The 14,584-nt window shown below is 62.5% G+C and carries 14 protein-coding genes; 10 read left to right on the forward strand and 4 right to left on the reverse strand.

Translation table 11 applies throughout. The features are described from left to right. Position 1: 1 nt before the first annotated feature. Positions 2-1,627 carry an ABC transporter ATP-binding protein gene (locus HMPREF1484_RS07570; RefSeq protein ID WP_016664447.1) on the forward strand — a complete coding sequence of 542 codons (1,626 nt, stop codon included), beginning with the start codon at positions 2-4 and terminating at the stop codon, positions 1,625-1,627. Next, complete coding sequence (locus HMPREF1484_RS07575) at positions 1,620-2,318, forward strand: GntR family transcriptional regulator (protein WP_040386529.1); 699 nt, start codon at positions 1,620-1,622, stop codon at positions 2,316-2,318. The genes HMPREF1484_RS07570 and HMPREF1484_RS07575 overlap by 8 nt, the downstream gene beginning before the upstream one ends. 19 nt (positions 2,319-2,337) lie before the next feature. Here HMPREF1484_RS07575 and HMPREF1484_RS07580 read toward each other — a convergent pair whose 3' ends face one another. Then, positions 2,338-3,132 (reverse strand): sulfite exporter TauE/SafE family protein, encoded by a 795-nt coding sequence (locus HMPREF1484_RS07580; protein ID WP_016664449.1) that lies wholly within the window; start codon positions 3,130-3,132, stop codon positions 2,338-2,340. Between the two features lie 108 nt (positions 3,133-3,240). Between HMPREF1484_RS07580 and holA the strand changes: the two genes are divergently transcribed. Beyond that, positions 3,241-4,230 (forward strand): DNA polymerase III subunit delta, encoded by a 990-nt coding sequence (gene holA / locus HMPREF1484_RS07585; protein ID WP_016664450.1) that lies wholly within the window; start codon positions 3,241-3,243, stop codon positions 4,228-4,230. A 213-nt stretch (positions 4,231-4,443) separates the two neighbouring features. On the opposite strand, the gene rpsT is transcribed toward holA, so the two are convergent. Beyond that, on the reverse strand, positions 4,444-4,710 hold the full coding sequence (rpsT, locus tag HMPREF1484_RS07590; RefSeq protein ID WP_016664452.1) for a 30S ribosomal protein S20: 267 nt from the start codon (positions 4,708-4,710) through the stop codon (positions 4,444-4,446). A 253-nt stretch (positions 4,711-4,963) separates the two neighbouring features. Beyond that, positions 4,964-5,566, reverse strand: a complete 603-nt coding sequence (locus tag HMPREF1484_RS07595) for a type II toxin-antitoxin system PemK/MazF family toxin (protein WP_016664453.1) — start codon at positions 5,564-5,566, stop codon at positions 4,964-4,966. Positions 5,567-5,687: 121 nt separating this feature from the next. Between HMPREF1484_RS07595 and lepA the strand changes: the two genes are divergently transcribed. Genes lepA through hemW form a run of 3 tightly spaced genes read left to right on the forward strand, consistent with a single transcriptional unit; the run spans position 5,688 to position 9,481 of the window. Continuing rightward, positions 5,688-7,529: a translation elongation factor 4 gene (lepA, locus tag HMPREF1484_RS07600; RefSeq protein WP_040386531.1), complete on the forward strand. Its 1,842-nt coding sequence runs from the start codon at positions 5,688-5,690 to the stop codon at positions 7,527-7,529. A 10-nt stretch (positions 7,530-7,539) separates the two neighbouring features. Further along, the gene (locus HMPREF1484_RS07605; protein ID WP_016664455.1) at positions 7,540-8,313 is read left to right on the forward strand and encodes an MOSC domain-containing protein; all 774 of its coding nucleotides are present in this window, start codon (positions 7,540-7,542) and stop codon (positions 8,311-8,313) included. Continuing rightward, positions 8,297-9,481 carry a radical SAM family heme chaperone HemW gene (gene hemW, locus HMPREF1484_RS07610; RefSeq protein ID WP_016664456.1) on the forward strand — a complete coding sequence of 395 codons (1,185 nt, stop codon included), beginning with the start codon at positions 8,297-8,299 and terminating at the stop codon, positions 9,479-9,481. Before HMPREF1484_RS07605 ends, hemW begins: the two co-directional genes overlap by 17 nt. A gap of 584 nt (positions 9,482-10,065) precedes the next feature. Here the strand turns inward: hemW and HMPREF1484_RS07615 are convergent. After that, complete coding sequence (locus HMPREF1484_RS07615) at positions 10,066-10,944, reverse strand: DUF3097 domain-containing protein (protein ID WP_016664458.1); 879 nt, start codon at positions 10,942-10,944, stop codon at positions 10,066-10,068. 125 nt (positions 10,945-11,069) lie between these two features. Between HMPREF1484_RS07615 and hrcA the strand changes: the two genes are divergently transcribed. The 4 genes from hrcA (at position 11,070) to HMPREF1484_RS07635 (ending at position 14,584) form a co-directional block, all read left to right on the forward strand. Then, complete coding sequence (gene hrcA, locus HMPREF1484_RS07620) at positions 11,070-12,098, forward strand: heat-inducible transcriptional repressor HrcA (protein ID WP_016664459.1); 1,029 nt, start codon at positions 11,070-11,072, stop codon at positions 12,096-12,098. 33 nt (positions 12,099-12,131) lie between these two features. Next, entirely contained in the window at positions 12,132-13,283 is a 1,152-nt protein-coding gene (gene dnaJ, locus HMPREF1484_RS07625) for a molecular chaperone DnaJ (protein WP_016664460.1), read from the forward strand. Continuing rightward, entirely contained in the window at positions 13,280-14,071 is a 792-nt protein-coding gene (locus tag HMPREF1484_RS07630) for a 16S rRNA (uracil(1498)-N(3))-methyltransferase (protein ID WP_016664461.1), read from the forward strand. Before dnaJ ends, HMPREF1484_RS07630 begins: the two co-directional genes overlap by 4 nt. A gap of 162 nt (positions 14,072-14,233) precedes the next feature. Then, entirely contained in the window at positions 14,234-14,584 is a 351-nt protein-coding gene (locus HMPREF1484_RS07635; RefSeq protein WP_016664462.1) for an HIT domain-containing protein, read from the forward strand.

The following is a 14,584-nucleotide window of genomic DNA, read 5'->3' on the forward strand; positions in this document are numbered from 1 at the left end:
GATGCACACAGATGAATTCGTGCTTGAGGTACGCGACCTTGACGTCACGTACGGGAGCGCGGCCGGCCCCACTGTCCGCGGAGTGTCTTTCACGCTTAGACCGGGGGAGAAGCTCGCGCTCGTAGGCGGGTCCGGTTCTGGCAAGTCCACGACGATCGCCTCCATCCTCGGCCTACTGCCTGGCGAAGGTCGCATCACGGGTGGCTCGATCACCTATCGCGGAACCGAGCTCGTGAACGCGTCGCCCACACGATGGCGAGACGTCCGCGGCAAGCGGATCGCGCTCGTGCCTCAGGACCCGATGTCGAACCTCAACCCGACGATGCGGGTTGGCGATCACATTGCTGATGCGCTTCGGGCCTACGGGATGAAGGACAAGAAGGCGATTGAACGCGAGGTTGTGCAGCTCATGGCGGAATCGGGCATCCCGGATCCCGAGCGGCGTGCGAAGCAGTATCCGCACGAATTTTCCGGGGGCATGCGTCAGAGGATTCTCATCGCGATTGCACTCGCGGGTGACCCCGACCTCGTGATCGCGGATGAGCCGACGAGTGCACTCGACGTCACCGTTCAAAAGCACATTCTTGACCACCTCGAATCCCTCGTGGAAGAACGCGGGATGTCGCTGCTTTTTGTGACGCACGATCTTGGCGTTGCGGCCGATCGAACCGATACCGTTCTCGTGATGAGCAAGGGCGAGATCGTTGAAAGAGGGGCGCCGGGGCAGGTCCTTGCGAATCCCCGGCACCCATACACGCGGGAGCTCGTTGACGCATCCCCCACGCTCGAAGGAACGAAGAAGAGTGCTTCCGCATGCGAGGGGGGAGAAGGCGCGTCGAGCGAAAACGTCCTCGAAGTTGAGAAGGTGACGAAAGTCTTTCGCTTGCGCGGCGCGCGCAAGGGCGAGGTTCGTGCAGTGGACGACGTCAGTTTCACGGTGCAACGTGGATCGACCCTCGCGATCATTGGCGAATCGGGGTCGGGAAAATCGACCCTGGCCTCGATTATCCTCGGTTTGCAGGAAGCGACGAGCGGGGAAGTGAAGCTCGACGGGCGCTCAGTCGTCAACGCGAACGCACAGCAGCGCAAGGAACTTCGCCGCTTCACGCAGCCCGTGTTCCAGGACCCGTACTCGTCGCTCAACCCGATGTGGACGGTCGAACGGATCGTGCGCGAGCCTCTCGACACATTCGGAGTCGGGCACAAAAGCGAGCGCCGTGCGCGTGTTCTCGAGGTGCTCGATCACGTTGCACTACCGTCGAGTGCCGCTCGTGTGCTTCCCGGGCAGCTCTCGGGCGGTCAGCGCCAACGCGTTGCAATCGCCCGGGCGCTCGCGGCGCATCCTCAACTCCTCGTGTGTGATGAGGCCGTCTCAGCCCTCGACGTTCTCGTCCAAGACCAAATCCTCGCTCTCCTCGGTGACCTTCAAAAAGACCTTGGTGTCAGTTGCGTGTTCATCACGCACGACCTTGCGGTGGTGGCAAATCTCGCGGACGACGTTGTGGTGATGAAGGCCGGAAAGGTCGTGGAAAAGGGCTCGGTGTACGATGTCGTGCGAAACCCTCAACACGAGTACACGCGAGGGTTGCTCGATGCCGTCCCCGGAAGGGAGTTCATGCGTGTCTGACGCCGCGGCTAAGACCGTGACCGCCACCCTGCGCAAGCGAATTATCGCTGCCCAGTACGCGGCCGGCACTCCGCTTCGTGAAGTTGCCTTGGCGAAGGAGTTTGAGCTGTCGCGCGTCCCCGTGCGTGAGGCATTGCGCATCCTCACGGCGGAGGGCTTCGTTGATACGCGGGCAAACGTCGGATCCCGCGTGGCCCACCCGCCCTTTGACGATGCGCGCGAGCTGTTTGACCTCCGCATCACCCTCGAAACCTCACTCGTGCGGGACGCAGCCGCGCGATTTGCCGAGTTCTCCGCTCCCGGGGCTGCCCACGTCGAGCGTTCGCGCCGTCTGTGCATGGAAATTGAGGAAGCCCTCGCGCAAGGCGACGAGGCGTTTGCGAATCGAGACGGTGCTGGAATCGCGGAGGCGAATCTCCGCGTGCACCAGGGACTTGCGGATCTAGCCATGCGTCCCGTGCTGAGCCACATTCTCCAGCAGATCGGCGGGCGCGTGGAGTGGCTTCATAGCGCGCATCGTGGCTTCACGGTTACGCGCGACACGTCTGCCTGGGATCAGCACAAAGTGATTTACGACCTCGTGCGCGCGGGGGATGCGCACAGCGCGCACGAGCGGATGCGTGCCCACCTGGAGGCATCGCGCGACGCCTTCGTCGCGAGCCTCTCGAGTTTGGCCGACGAGGATCGGTAACGAGCGCCCTCACGTTTTTCTATACGAACTGTCGCACGAGTGCGACGAGTGCGACGACGACGATGGTCGCGCGCAATACCGAGTTCGGTAGCCGCTTCGCAACGTGCGAGCCAACATAGCCACCGATCATCCCGCCCGCGGCGAGAATGACGACGCCAACCCACCACACGTGCGCGTCGAAAAACACAAACGCCACGAGGTAGACAATTGCGGCCGTCGCATTGACGTAGAGCTGCATGAGGTTCTTGACCGGGTTGACGTCTTTCATGCTGCGGGACGTGGCGATGCCGAGGATCCCCATGTAGAGAACGCCCTGTGCAGCGGTGAAATATCCGCCATAGACGGCGGCCGCCCCCATGGGCGCGACGAGCCACGGGCTTTCGTATGCCTCGCCGACGGGGCCCGTTTGCGTGCCAGGATCGGCCTCGCGCCGTTTATTGAGCCACGCCGTCAGGTAGGGCTGACCGATGACGAGGGCGAGCGCAACGATGATGAGAATGGGCACGACGATGTCGAGAGCGCTCGAGGGGGAGAGGAGGAGCAGTATCGAGCCGGCGCTCGCGCACACGATCGTGGTGAGAGAAAGGGGAGCGAGGTGGCGCTTCTCTGCCGCGATTTCTTTGCGGAAGCCAAGGACGGAGGCGATTGTCGCGAAGGACATTCCGATCGTGTTGGTGCGCACAGCCACGCCGGGCGGGACGCCGAGTGCGAGGAGCACGGGGAGGGTGAGGAGAGAACCGGATCCGACGGCTGCATTGACGATGCCCGCGAGTATGCCCATGACGAACAGCAGCAGCGCGCTCAAACCCAACACGGGTTCCACCTCCAGTTTGTTGTATACATTTAGATGTCATGAGCCACCGTAGCCGCTGACCTCGCGTCAAGCGCAAAGCGTTCGCGATGTGGTCGATAGACTTTCTCCATGGCCGAAGTCCAGTGGCACAGTATCGAACCCGCGCCCGTTGTGCTTATCGCGGGCAAGGAAGCGCTCCTCGCCCAGCGCGCGCTCGAACGCATCGTCCGGCTCAGTCGCGAACGCCACGCCGATCTTGAGATCCACCGTTTCACCTCAACCGAAATTACCAAGAGCGACGTCCTTCAATACACGGCCCCCTCGCTTTTCGGCGAGCCACGCCTCGTCATCATCGATGAGGTGACACGCGGCGCGGAGCCTCTCATCAACGCTCTTATGGAATACGTGCAGAGTCCCGAGCAGGACGTCACGCTCGTGCTCATCAATCGCGGTGATCAGCGCGCCAAGAAACTCCTCGACGCCGTGAAGAAATCGGGCGCTCCGTGGGTGAACGCGGCAGAGATCAAAACCGCGAAAGCGAAGATGACCTTCGCGATGAGCGAGTTTTCACGCGCGCGGCGCCGCGTCAACTCAGATGCGGTTAAAGCCCTCGTCGATGCCTTTGGGGCGGACCTCATGGAACTAGCGGCCGTGAGCACCCAACTCATGCGCGACACCGAACCCGAGCCGGGGCAGCAGGCCGGCCCCATCACGCTCAGGCACGTCGAGGCCCTTACGGCAGGTCGCGCGGAGACAACGGGATTTGCGATCGCCGACGCCTGCCTCGCCGGCAAAGAACGCGAAGCGCTCGTGCTGCTTCGCCAAGCCGAACTCTCGGGGCTGTCTCCCGTTGCTATCGTCGCGACGATTGTGCGCAAGGCCAGACAGGTGGCGCAGGCAGCGATTCCCGGTGCGACGGCAAAGAGCACAGGCATGCAGGACTGGATGTTCCGCAACAACGCTCAGCTCGCCCGCCACTACTCGGAGCGAGCGCTCGCCTCGGTGTTCGAATCCCTCGCTGCCGCGGATGCCGCGGTTAAGGGGAATGATCGTGACCCAATGTGGGCGCTTCAACGCCTTATCGTTGAGATTTCGCGCGCGAGGAGGGGCCGGGCATGAATCGTTTCGACTGGAGAACCGCTCTGTGGGTGGCGGGTGGTGCGCTTCTCACGCTTCTTCTCGTGCTGTCGTTCGCGAAGGACCTCGTCGCGCAGGTGCTGATCATCTTCGGCTAGGAAGGTCGACGCACGGGTCGATCCATTGCCAACAAGGCAACGAAAAAGGCCCCGCCGAAGCGGGGCCTTCCGTCACACTAAAACGTGAGAACTATGCTCACTTCTCGAGCGTCGCTACAAGCTTTGCGAGACCCGACTTGCGGTTTGCAGCCTGGTTCTTGTGGATGACGCCCTTCGACACAGCCTTGTCGAGCTTGCGCGAAGCCTCACGAAGAGCCTTGGTCGATGCTTCCGCATCGCCGGCAGCGACCGCGGTGCGAACCTTGCGCACGTAGGTCTTGAGCTCGCTGCGGTACGCCTTGTTGCGTGCCTGAGCCTTCGCGTTGGTCTTGTTGCGCTTGATCTGGGACTTGATGTTTGCCACGAGGTGCCTTTTCTAGATGTTGAGGTGAAACGCCGCTCATGAGAGGTGCTCGCGCTCGACGGGGACGGGCGGTGGGGTGTCGCCTGGAGACGTCAAACGTTCGCATCACGAACGGAAAAACTCACGCCGGCGCATACAGCACTCTGCCCCAGAGACACGAAAGGGACGAAAGTGCGCCGCACACAGCGCAGTATGTTCACACATACAGCCGTCAACTTTACCAGCGCTAAGCGTGAAAGCCCAGAGTTAAAACTCACCAGCCATGCGAGTCACGTGTGGCATTAGCCACCCGCTCAAAGCGTGCTTTGTCCAGTTTGCCGCCCTCTCGTCGCACCTTCGCCGCTTCGAGTCTAATGAGCCGATCGACCCGCACCTCGGAGGGGCGATGCCGCGAATCCCACGACCCGGTGCCGATATCGACCCAACGATTGCCGTGCTCATCGGTGTGATCGCCTTTGCCGCGATCGCGCGAGGTGAGCATGAGCGCCACGATTACGCCGCCGCCTTCGTCGGCGATCACGAGAACGGGGCGGTCTTTACCTTGTGAGCGGTCCTCCTCGAACGGGACCCACGCCCACACGATTTCGCCCGGATCCGGATTGCCATCAGCGGCGGGGGCGTACGTGAGGTTCAGGGGAGCGTTGCCCGCACGGTCGGGGAGAGCGGTTCCGGTGTCGCTCGCGCGAGCATCGGTGTGCGAATCTGGCCCGACGCTTGCCCGGCCACCGTCGGAACCCTTCATTTTTCCTTCGAGCGAGCGCACTCCCTCCCGCGCAAGGCGACGGGCGGCGCGTTGCACCTGACGGTTGCGGGCAAGGGAGCCCGCGATGGACCGGAGGGAGGAGAAAAGGCTCATGATGTGACCGTATCAACCCGTGCGCGGGCCCGCGTGAACGAGCCAAAACTGTCCGTGCATGGGACAATGGAATCATCTGTGCCCGTCGAAAGGATTCCCGTTGACTAGCGCCCCCGCGAACATGCGCGAGATTGAGCCAGCCGCGACCTCTATGGAGAGGATCCGTAACTTCTGCATCATTGCGCATATCGATCACGGAAAATCGACCCTCGCTGACAGGATGCTCCAGCTCACCGGGGTCGTCGACGAACGTGCGATGCGGGCCCAATACCTCGACCGCATGGATATTGAACGCGAGCGCGGTATTACCGTGAAAAGTCAGGCCGTGCGCATGCCGTGGGTTGTGGACGGCGAAGCCTATGCGCTCAACATGATTGATACGCCGGGCCACGTGGACTTTACCTACGAAGTTTCTCGCTCGCTCGCGGCCTGTGAGGGCGCGATTCTGCTCGTCGACGCCGCTCAGGGGATTGAAGCGCAGACCCTCGCGAACCTCTATCTCGCGATGGATAACGACCTCGAGATCATCCCCGTCCTCAACAAGATCGACCTTCCTGCCGCCGATCCCGAAAAGTACGCGGCGGAAATCGCTCAGCTCGTGGGTTGCGATCCCTCGGATGTTCTCAAGGTTTCGGGCAAGACGGGCGAAGGCGTCGAGGCATTGCTCGACCATGTCGTGCGCACCGTCCCGCAGCCGCAAGGCGAGATCAACGCCCCCTCGCGTGCGATGATTTTCGATTCCGTGTACGACACGTACCGCGGTGTTGTGACGTACGTGCGTGTCGTCGACGGGCAGCTCGACCCGCGCGAAAAGATCCAGATGATGTCGACGGGCGCGACTCACGAGCTTCTCGAGATCGGCGTGATCTCTCCCGAACCGAAGCCCACCAAGGGCCTCGGGCCCGGCGAAGTCGGGTACCTCATCACGGGTGTGAAGGACGTGCGCCAGTCGAAGGTCGGTGACACGGTAACCGCGGCGCTCCGAGGTGCCGAAGAAGCCCTTCCCGGATATTCAGAACCGAAACCTATGGTGTTCTCGGGTCTCTTCCCGATCGACGGTTCAGACTATCCGGCGCTGCGCGACGCGCTTGACAAGCTCAAACTCAACGACGCCGCGCTCAACTACGAGCCTGAAACCTCAACCGCGCTGGGCTTTGGCTTTCGCGTGGGCTTCCTTGGCCTTCTCCACCTCGAGATCGTGCGCGAGAGGCTCGAGCGCGAGTTCAACTTGGACCTGATTTCCACGGCCCCGAGCGTGATTTACCACGTGACGATGGAGGACGGCACCGAAGTCCAGGTGCTCAACCCTTCCGACTTCCCCGAGGGCAAGGTCCACGAGATCCGCGAGCCCGTTGCGAAATCCACGATCCTCGTGCCCAAGGAATTCGTGGGCACCGTCATGGAACTGTGCCAGTCCAAGCGCGGCACGATGAAGGGCATGGACTACCTGAGCGAAGACCGCGTTGAGCTCCGCTACATTCTTCCCCTCGCCGAGATCGTGTTCGACTTCTTTGATCAGCTCAAGAGCCGTACGAAGGGCTACGCCTCGCTCGACTACGACGTTCAGGGCGAGGAAGCGGCCGACCTGGTCAAGGTTGACATGCTTCTCCAGGGCGAAACCGTGGACGCGTTCAGTGCGATCGTGCACCGCGACAAGGCCTACCACTACGGCGTGGAAATGGCTGGCAAGCTCAAGAACCTCATTCCGCGCCAGCAGTTCGAGGTGCCGATCCAGGCGGCGATCGGCTCGCGCATCATTGCGCGCGAAAACATTCGCGCGATCCGCAAGGACGTGCTTTCCAAGTGCTACGGGGGCGACATCTCCCGTAAGCGCAAGCTTCTCGAGAAGCAGAAAGAAGGTAAGAAGCGCATGAAGTCGATCGGCTCGGTCGACGTGCCGCAAGAGGCCTTCATCGCGGCGCTGCGCTCGGACGGCGGATCGTCGGACGGCAAAAACAAGTAAGGGGACGAACATGAACGTCGAACCACTTTCGGTCGCTATCGCTCAAGGCCCCGCGCGCGTGATTGCGACGTGCACGGTGGAATCACTCTTCCACGTCGAGGAAACGGGCATCCGCTCGGGGATCAACAAGGTCCCGCGCGCGGAGGGCATCAAGCTCCTTACGCACGGCGTGCTTGGCGATGTGCAGGGCGATACCGAACACCACGGCGGTCTTTTCAAGGCCGTGTACGCTTTCGCGCGCGAAACCCGCGACGAACTTGCGCGCCGGGAGGGATTGAGTGGTCTGCCCGACGGTGCCTTCGGCGAAAATCTCGTCACGGAGGGCATTGATACTGACGAGGTTGTCATTGGCTCGCGCTGGCGGATTGGCGGTGCCGAGCTTCAGGCGAGCGTGCCGCGCCAGCCCTGCAAAACTTTCGCCGTGTGGATGGGGCGCTTCGCCGATCAGGCTGGGATCGAGCCCCGAGGAGCATGGGGCCGCCGCTTCAACGCCTACGGCAAGTCGGGCGCGTACTTCCGCGTTGTGCGGGAAGGCGTTGTGCGCCCGGGTGACGAAATCGAAGTGCTTTCGGTTCCCGAGCACGGCGTAAGCATAGGCGAGATCTTCCGCGGTCTCTCGAGCGAGATCGATCCAACGAGCGCCAAGGCACTCTTGAGCTGGGCCCGCGACACGGAAACGCCCGTGTACACCTCGATGGCAAGGGGGTGCCTCGCGGCGCTCGAGAGCGCCGGCATCTCCTTCGAATTCCCTGCCTCGCTCATCACCGATGGCCGCGGGAACTAACGCCGAGCGCCGAGGGCTCTCGGTCTACATTCACGTGCCGTTTTGCGCGGTGCGCTGCGGCTACTGCGACTTCAACACCTACACGGCGAGGGAGCTTGGTGGGGGAGGATCGCAAGCCGAATATCCTGCCAATGCGATGCGCGAAATGGAGCTCACACTCGCAGACGATCAAGCGTCGGACTTCACGTACGACCGCGTGGTCACCGTGTTCTTCGGAGGCGGGACCCCCACGCTTCTGCCTGCAGATGACCAGGCGCGCATGCTCGCCCACCTCGACTCGCTTATCCCTCTCGCCCCGGGCGCCGAGGTGACGACCGAGGCGAACCCCGACTCCGTTACGCGAGACTCCCTGATGCGACTTGCCGAGGCTGGGTTTACACGCGTGAGTTTCGGCATGCAATCGGCGGTGCCGCGTGTGCTCGCGATCCTCGACCGCACCCACAACCCAGAGTCCGTCCCGCGGGCCGTCGCGTGGGCCCGGGAGGCAGGCCTGCAGGTGAGCCTCGACATGATCTATGGAACGCCGGGGGAAAGCCTCGCGGATGTCGAGACCACGATCGACGCGATCACCGAGATGCAGCCGGACCACGTGAGCGCATACTCGCTCATCGTCGAGGGCAACACCAAAATGGCCCGCCAGCTGCGCCGCGGCGAACTCAGCGAGCCCGATCCGGACTTCATGGCCGATGCCTACGAGCTCATCGCCTACCGCACGCGAGCCGCGGGCTTCGAGTGGTACGAGGTCTCGAACTTCGCGCACGGCGAGGAGTTTCAGTGCCGCCATAACCTCGCCTACTGGCGGGGCCGCGACTGGTGGGGGATCGGCCCCGGCGCGCATCGACACCGCGACGGCTACCGCTCGTGGAACCTCAAGCACCCCTCGCGCTACGCGGCGGCTCTTGCGCAGAACCGGCTTCCCGTGGATGGCTCCGAGCAGGTCTCTGATGAGGATCGCGCGCTCGAACGCCTCATGCTCGAGATGCGCCTTCGCGAAGGATTTTCCGCGGCGAGTAATCCGCTCACCTCGAGCGATGAGGCACGCGAGGTGCTCGAGCGGCACGTGGCAGCGGGGCGGTTGGATGCGAGTGCGTGGGATAGCGGGATCGTGAGGCTTTCCGACGCCGGCCGGCTCATCGCCGATGCCATCACGCGCGATGTTTTGCCTTGAGAGCGCTTTTGAAGCGGCTGAGACTCGGGTGATCCCTACGGTTCATGTTGATCACTTTCGTTGTCCGCTTTCTTATTCCGGGCGACGAATTGTTGAAGAACGGTAAAAATTAGAAAGCCGAGAAGCAGGATCGCCACGATCATCACGACAACAACGAAAATGACCATAAACCACGCGGACCTAAAAATCATGAGATTCCTACGCTTTCGAAAGTCGCCGCTGACTCGATTTTGCACTTACCTGAACCCACCTCGTACTTTCGATCGCGTTCAGTGCAGATGAGGCTCCGGTCAAGCAAACGGTAGAGGTATTGGGTTTATCGAACCCAAGATTACTCAGTGACACGCCATACCCGCCAGAGGACTTATGTCGTACCAAGTGATTCTTCCTGGTGTGTCTTTAATGTACTCGTACGCAGAGTCGAATTCTCTCCAGACCACCCACTCCGTAGATTCCGGCAGAGGCGGGGACGCGGCCGCTCAGTCGACGCTTCCGGTGGCCCTTGAGCGCGGGCGAGGTAAGCGTCGGATTTGCTCCCGAGCTCAAACCCCCACAACCTCTATGCAATCCGGGGCTGCTCCAGGTCAGGGAGCGGTGACGAAGTCGATGAGCTCCTCGATACGCCCGCTGAGCGTTGGTTCGACATCGGCGTACGAGCGCACACGAGAGAGGATCTTCTGCCAGCCCTCGGCGATATCGGCTTGGGACTCGGCGGGGAGGCCGAGCGCCCTAAGTGATCCCACCTTGATGTCGGTTCCCTTGGGGATGTGGGGCCATTTCTCAAGCCCCACTCGTGCGGGCTTCACGGCTTGCCACACGTCCACGTACGGGTGGCCAAGGATGAGCACGTTGCCCGCAACGCCCTTCTCCCGCATGACGGCCTCGGCGATCCGCGTCTCTTTCGATCCGGGAACGAGGTGGTCCACGAGGATTCCGAGCTTGCGGCCCGGCGCGGGGTTAAATGCCCGCACGCGCTCGAGGAGATTATCGGCGCCATCGAGCATCTCGACGGCGACACCCTCGATGCGCAGGTCGTGCCCCCACACCTTCTCCACGAGTTCCGCATCGTGCTTGCCTTCAACCCAAATCCGGGAGCCGCGCGCGACGCGGGCACGGGCCCCTTCGACATAGGTTGAGCCCGACGCGCTTCGTTTAGGGGCTGACGTTTGCCGAGCAGCCGTCGGACCGCCGCTCGTTGGCGGGGTCAAGCGAACGGGCTTTCCATCGATTAGAAAACCGGGGCCGAGGCGGAACGTGCGAAGGCGCCCGTGACGATCCTCGAGTTCGACGATGTGGATACCGCCCGACTTCTCCACGCGCGTGACGGCGCCGACCCAGCCGGTTTGCACATCCTCGACGACGAGCCCGCGCTCGGCAGGGACATCCCTGCTCGCGGGGCGTTTCGGGTGAAAGGCATCCCCGGTACCGGAAAGGACGTCGTGGCCGTATCGATCGATATTCACGGCGCTTTACGCTACCAGGGGCGTGTTCGCTCACAGGGGATCGCCACACCGTGCAAGGGTCGCGCACTACGCGTAGTATTGGCACTCGAAGCCTGTGACTGCTAACGCGCGAAAGGATGAGAAGTATGGATGAGCGCAAGCTCAGCATCCTCGGCGCGATCGTGGAAGATTACGTGGCGACTCGCGAACCGGTGGGCTCGAAGTCGTTGCTCGAGCGGCACGAACTCGGCGTCAGCGCGGCGACCGTACGCAACGATATGTCCGTGCTCGAAGAAGAGGGCCTCATTATGCAGCCCCACACGTCGGCGGGTCGCATTCCCACCGACAAGGGCTATCGCGTTTTCGTCGACTACGTCGCGCAAGTCAAGCCTCTCTCGGCTCCTGAACGGCGCGCGATTCAGACGTTTTTCGACGGCGCCCACGACCTTGATGACCTTCTTTCGCGCACGGTGCGCCTGCTGTCGCGTCTCACGAATCAAGTGGCGGTCGTGCAGTACCCGGCGCTGCGACAAGCACACGTGCGCCACGTTGAGCTCGTGAAGACATCCGAGACTCTCCTGCTCGTCGTGCTCATCACAGACGCGGGGCGCGTGGATCAGCAGACGATTTCGCTCACACATCCCCAAGAGGCCGCCTATTACGAGAGGCTTCGCGAGCGCATTAATCGGGTATGCACGTCAAGGCCCGTGACCTCCGTGGGCGGGGATCTGGAGGCACTGCTCGATGCGGAATCCGAACTGACCCGCGCGGCGGCGACCGAGGTGCTCGACACGCTCGGTGAGCTGCTCGCCTCTCGCCGCGAGGATCGCATGATCGTCGGCGGAGTCTCGAACCTTGCGCGAGGCGAGCAATTCTCTCGCGAGGTCGGGCCGATGCTTGACCTGCTCGAGGAACAGCTCGTGCTCCTTCGACTCCTCGGCGAGATGCATTCGAACTTCGGCGAGGTCGATGTGTTGATCGGCGAGGAACTCAGTAGCGTTTCGGGCGATGCCCTTCAGCGAGCGGCCCTCGTGGGGAGCGCCTATACCGAAACGGCGGGCGCTGCCTCCCCCTCCTCGCGCATCGCGATCCTCGGCCCCTCGAGCATGGACTACGTGACCTCGATTTCTTCCGTGCGCGCTGTCGCGCGGTACATTTCCCGTTTCATCGGTTAAGAACTGAACCCAACTCTCAAGGAACCACACTTCGTGAACGACGACTTTTACGAGATTCTCGGCGTCTCAAAGGACGCAAGCGCGGACGAGATCAAGAAGGCCTACCGCAAGAAGGCCCGCAAGCTGCACCCCGATGTCAATCCCGATCCAGCCGCAGCCGATCAAATGAAGAAGGTCTCTCAGGCATACGAGACCCTCTCCAACCCCGAAAAGCGTCGAATGTACGACATGGGCGGTCAGAACCCATTTGGGGGCGGTGGCTTCGGTGGCTTCGGCGGGGGAGCGACGTTCGATTTCTCCGACCTCTTCGATGTGTTCGCGGGTGCGTCAGGAATGAGCGGACGCGGGCGTGGCCCGATCCCGCGCGAGCGGCGCGGCAACGACATCCTCCGACGCATGACACTCGAGCTCGATGACGTCGTCTTCGGCTCCGAAAAGGAGCTGACATTCGCGACGGCTGTGACCTGCAATCGCTGCCACGGTAACTGCTGTGAGCCCGGAACGGGAACGAAGAAGTGCACCGTCTGTAGCGGAAGCGGTCACGTGCAGCGCACGGTGAACTCTCTGCTTGGTCAGATGGTGCAACTCGCGCCGTGCTCGGCCTGCCAGGGACACGGCACGATCATCGAGAATCCTTGCAGCGAGTGCCAGGGGCACGGCCGTGTGCAGGAGGAGCGCACGATTACGCTGCGCGTTCCCGCGGGCATCGATACAGGTCGCCGCATCCAGCTTCGCGGGGAGGGCGAAGCGGGTGAGGCTGGCGGCCCCGCCGGAGACCTCTTCGTCGAGGTTCGCGTCAAGGAGCACGAGATCTTCCATCGCGAAGGCAACGATCTGCTCGCGCGCCTCACAATTTCCATGATTGCCGCGGCCCTTGGCACGAAGGCCACTCTCACGACCTTCGACGGCGAGCGCGAGGTCGAGATCAAGGCTGGAACTCAGCCCGGTGATGTCATTCGGCTCCGCGACCTCGGCGTCACTGCATTGCGCGGCGACTCTCGCGGCGACATCCTCATCGAGGTGGGCGTCGAGATCCCGAAGAAACTCTCGGGTGCCGAAAAGGATCTCCTCGCGAAGTTTGGCGAGATGCGCAACGAACCCGACCTTCGCTCAGCGGCGAAGAACGCCCAGCACAGCGACGGCGGCGTCTTCGCGAAACTCCGCGAGAAATTCCGCGATCTGTGAGCCTCAAGAACTTCCTTCTCCTCGAGGGGACTCTCGAGGGCGCCACCGCCGGAAGCTCAATCGAGATCGGCGGGGACGAAGGGCACCACGGGGCACGCGTCATGCGGCTTCGCCCGGGCGAGAGCATCCTCCTGACGGACACGCACGGTCACCAGGCGGAGGCTACCGTCACGAACGTCTCGAAGAGTAGCTTCGACATTCAGCTGTGCAGCGCGCCCACGCACGAGCCAGCGCCGGAGACGACATTTGTGCTCGTCCAAGCGCTCGCTAAGGGCGGCCGCGACGAATCGGCGATTGAAATGGCGACCGAACTTGGCGTTGACCGCATCATTCCCTGGCAAGCTGATCGCAGCGTCGTCCAATGGAAAGGTGCGAAAGAGGGTAAGGGACTTGAGAAGTGGCGTGCGCGTATCAACGCCGCAGTTAAACAGTCTCGTCGCGCACGCATCCCCGTGCTCGAGCCCGTCGTCACAAGTGACGATCTCGCTGCCCAAATCGCGCGTGCAGTTGACAGCGGATCGACGGTTCTTGCCCTGCACGAGAGTGCAACCGTAGGACTCGGGGCACACCTACGCGATCTCAATCATGCCGCGGGTACGCAAGAAGGCATTCCTCGCGACGTGTGGGTCATCGTCGGGCCCGAGGGCGGTATTAGTGACAGCGAGATCGACCGGTTTGCTCGCGCTGGTGCCACGCCGACGCTTCTGGGCACGGAGATTCTTCGGGCCTCGAGCGCGGGCCCCGCGGCTCTTGCGGCCCTGTGCGCAGTAACCGGGCGGTGGCAGTAGCCCCACCGCGATGCTAACTGCCTTCACGGCTCGCGGCCGGCGAGCGTCGGAAGCACAAGCCGCGCGGTACCCTCGACTACTAGACTGGTGGAACCAGCGCACACACGAGCCGCCACGCGCCCATTCCCGGCACCGTGCGGCGGCAGCCCTGAGGAGGAACCGATGACCACGACCGCACCAGATTGTGTCTTTTGCCAAATCGTTGCCGGCGAGATCCCGTCGACCAAGGTTTACGAGGACGCCGACGTCGTGTGCTTCAAAGACCTTGAGCCGAAAGCTTCGGTTCACGTGCTCGCCGTGCCGAAGGAACATTACGCCAACATCGTGGAGCTCTCGGCCAACAAGGACCTGCTTGCCGCGGTCGTCAAGGCAGCGGGCGCGGTCGCGAAGGAACATGCCCGAGGCGAGTTCCGTTTCCTCTTCAATACCGGTGAAAGCGCTGGCCAAAGCGTTTTCCACGTGCACGGGCACATTCTTGCCGGTAAAGCCCAATCCGAAGGAGACCTCTTCTAA

Origin of the sequence: Dermabacter sp. HFH0086 (assembly GCF_000413375.1) — a bacterium.
In the GTDB taxonomy this organism is placed as follows: Bacteria; Actinomycetota; Actinomycetes; order Actinomycetales; family Dermabacteraceae; genus Dermabacter; species Dermabacter hominis.

Bases quoted from the DNA above. Each gene is read 5' to 3' on its own strand.
- hrcA (WP_016664459.1), top strand. From the start codon at position 11,070: ATGGATGAGCGCAAGCTCAGCATCCTCGGCGCGATCGTGGAAGATTAC.
- HMPREF1484_RS07570 (WP_016664447.1), top strand. From the start codon at position 2: ATGCACACAGATGAATTCGTGCTTGAGGTACGCGACCTTGACGTCACG.
- HMPREF1484_RS07595 (WP_016664453.1), bottom strand. From the start codon at position 5,566: ATGAGCCTTTTCTCCTCCCTCCGGTCCATCGCGGGCTCCCTTGCCCGC.
- hemW (WP_016664456.1), top strand. From the start codon at position 8,297: ATGGCCGCGGGAACTAACGCCGAGCGCCGAGGGCTCTCGGTCTACATT.
- HMPREF1484_RS07635 (WP_016664462.1), top strand. From the start codon at position 14,234: ATGACCACGACCGCACCAGATTGTGTCTTTTGCCAAATCGTTGCCGGC.
- lepA (WP_040386531.1), top strand. From the start codon at position 5,688: ATGCGCGAGATTGAGCCAGCCGCGACCTCTATGGAGAGGATCCGTAAC.
- HMPREF1484_RS07605 (WP_016664455.1), top strand. From the start codon at position 7,540: ATGAACGTCGAACCACTTTCGGTCGCTATCGCTCAAGGCCCCGCGCGC.
- holA (WP_016664450.1), top strand. From the start codon at position 3,241: ATGGCCGAAGTCCAGTGGCACAGTATCGAACCCGCGCCCGTTGTGCTT.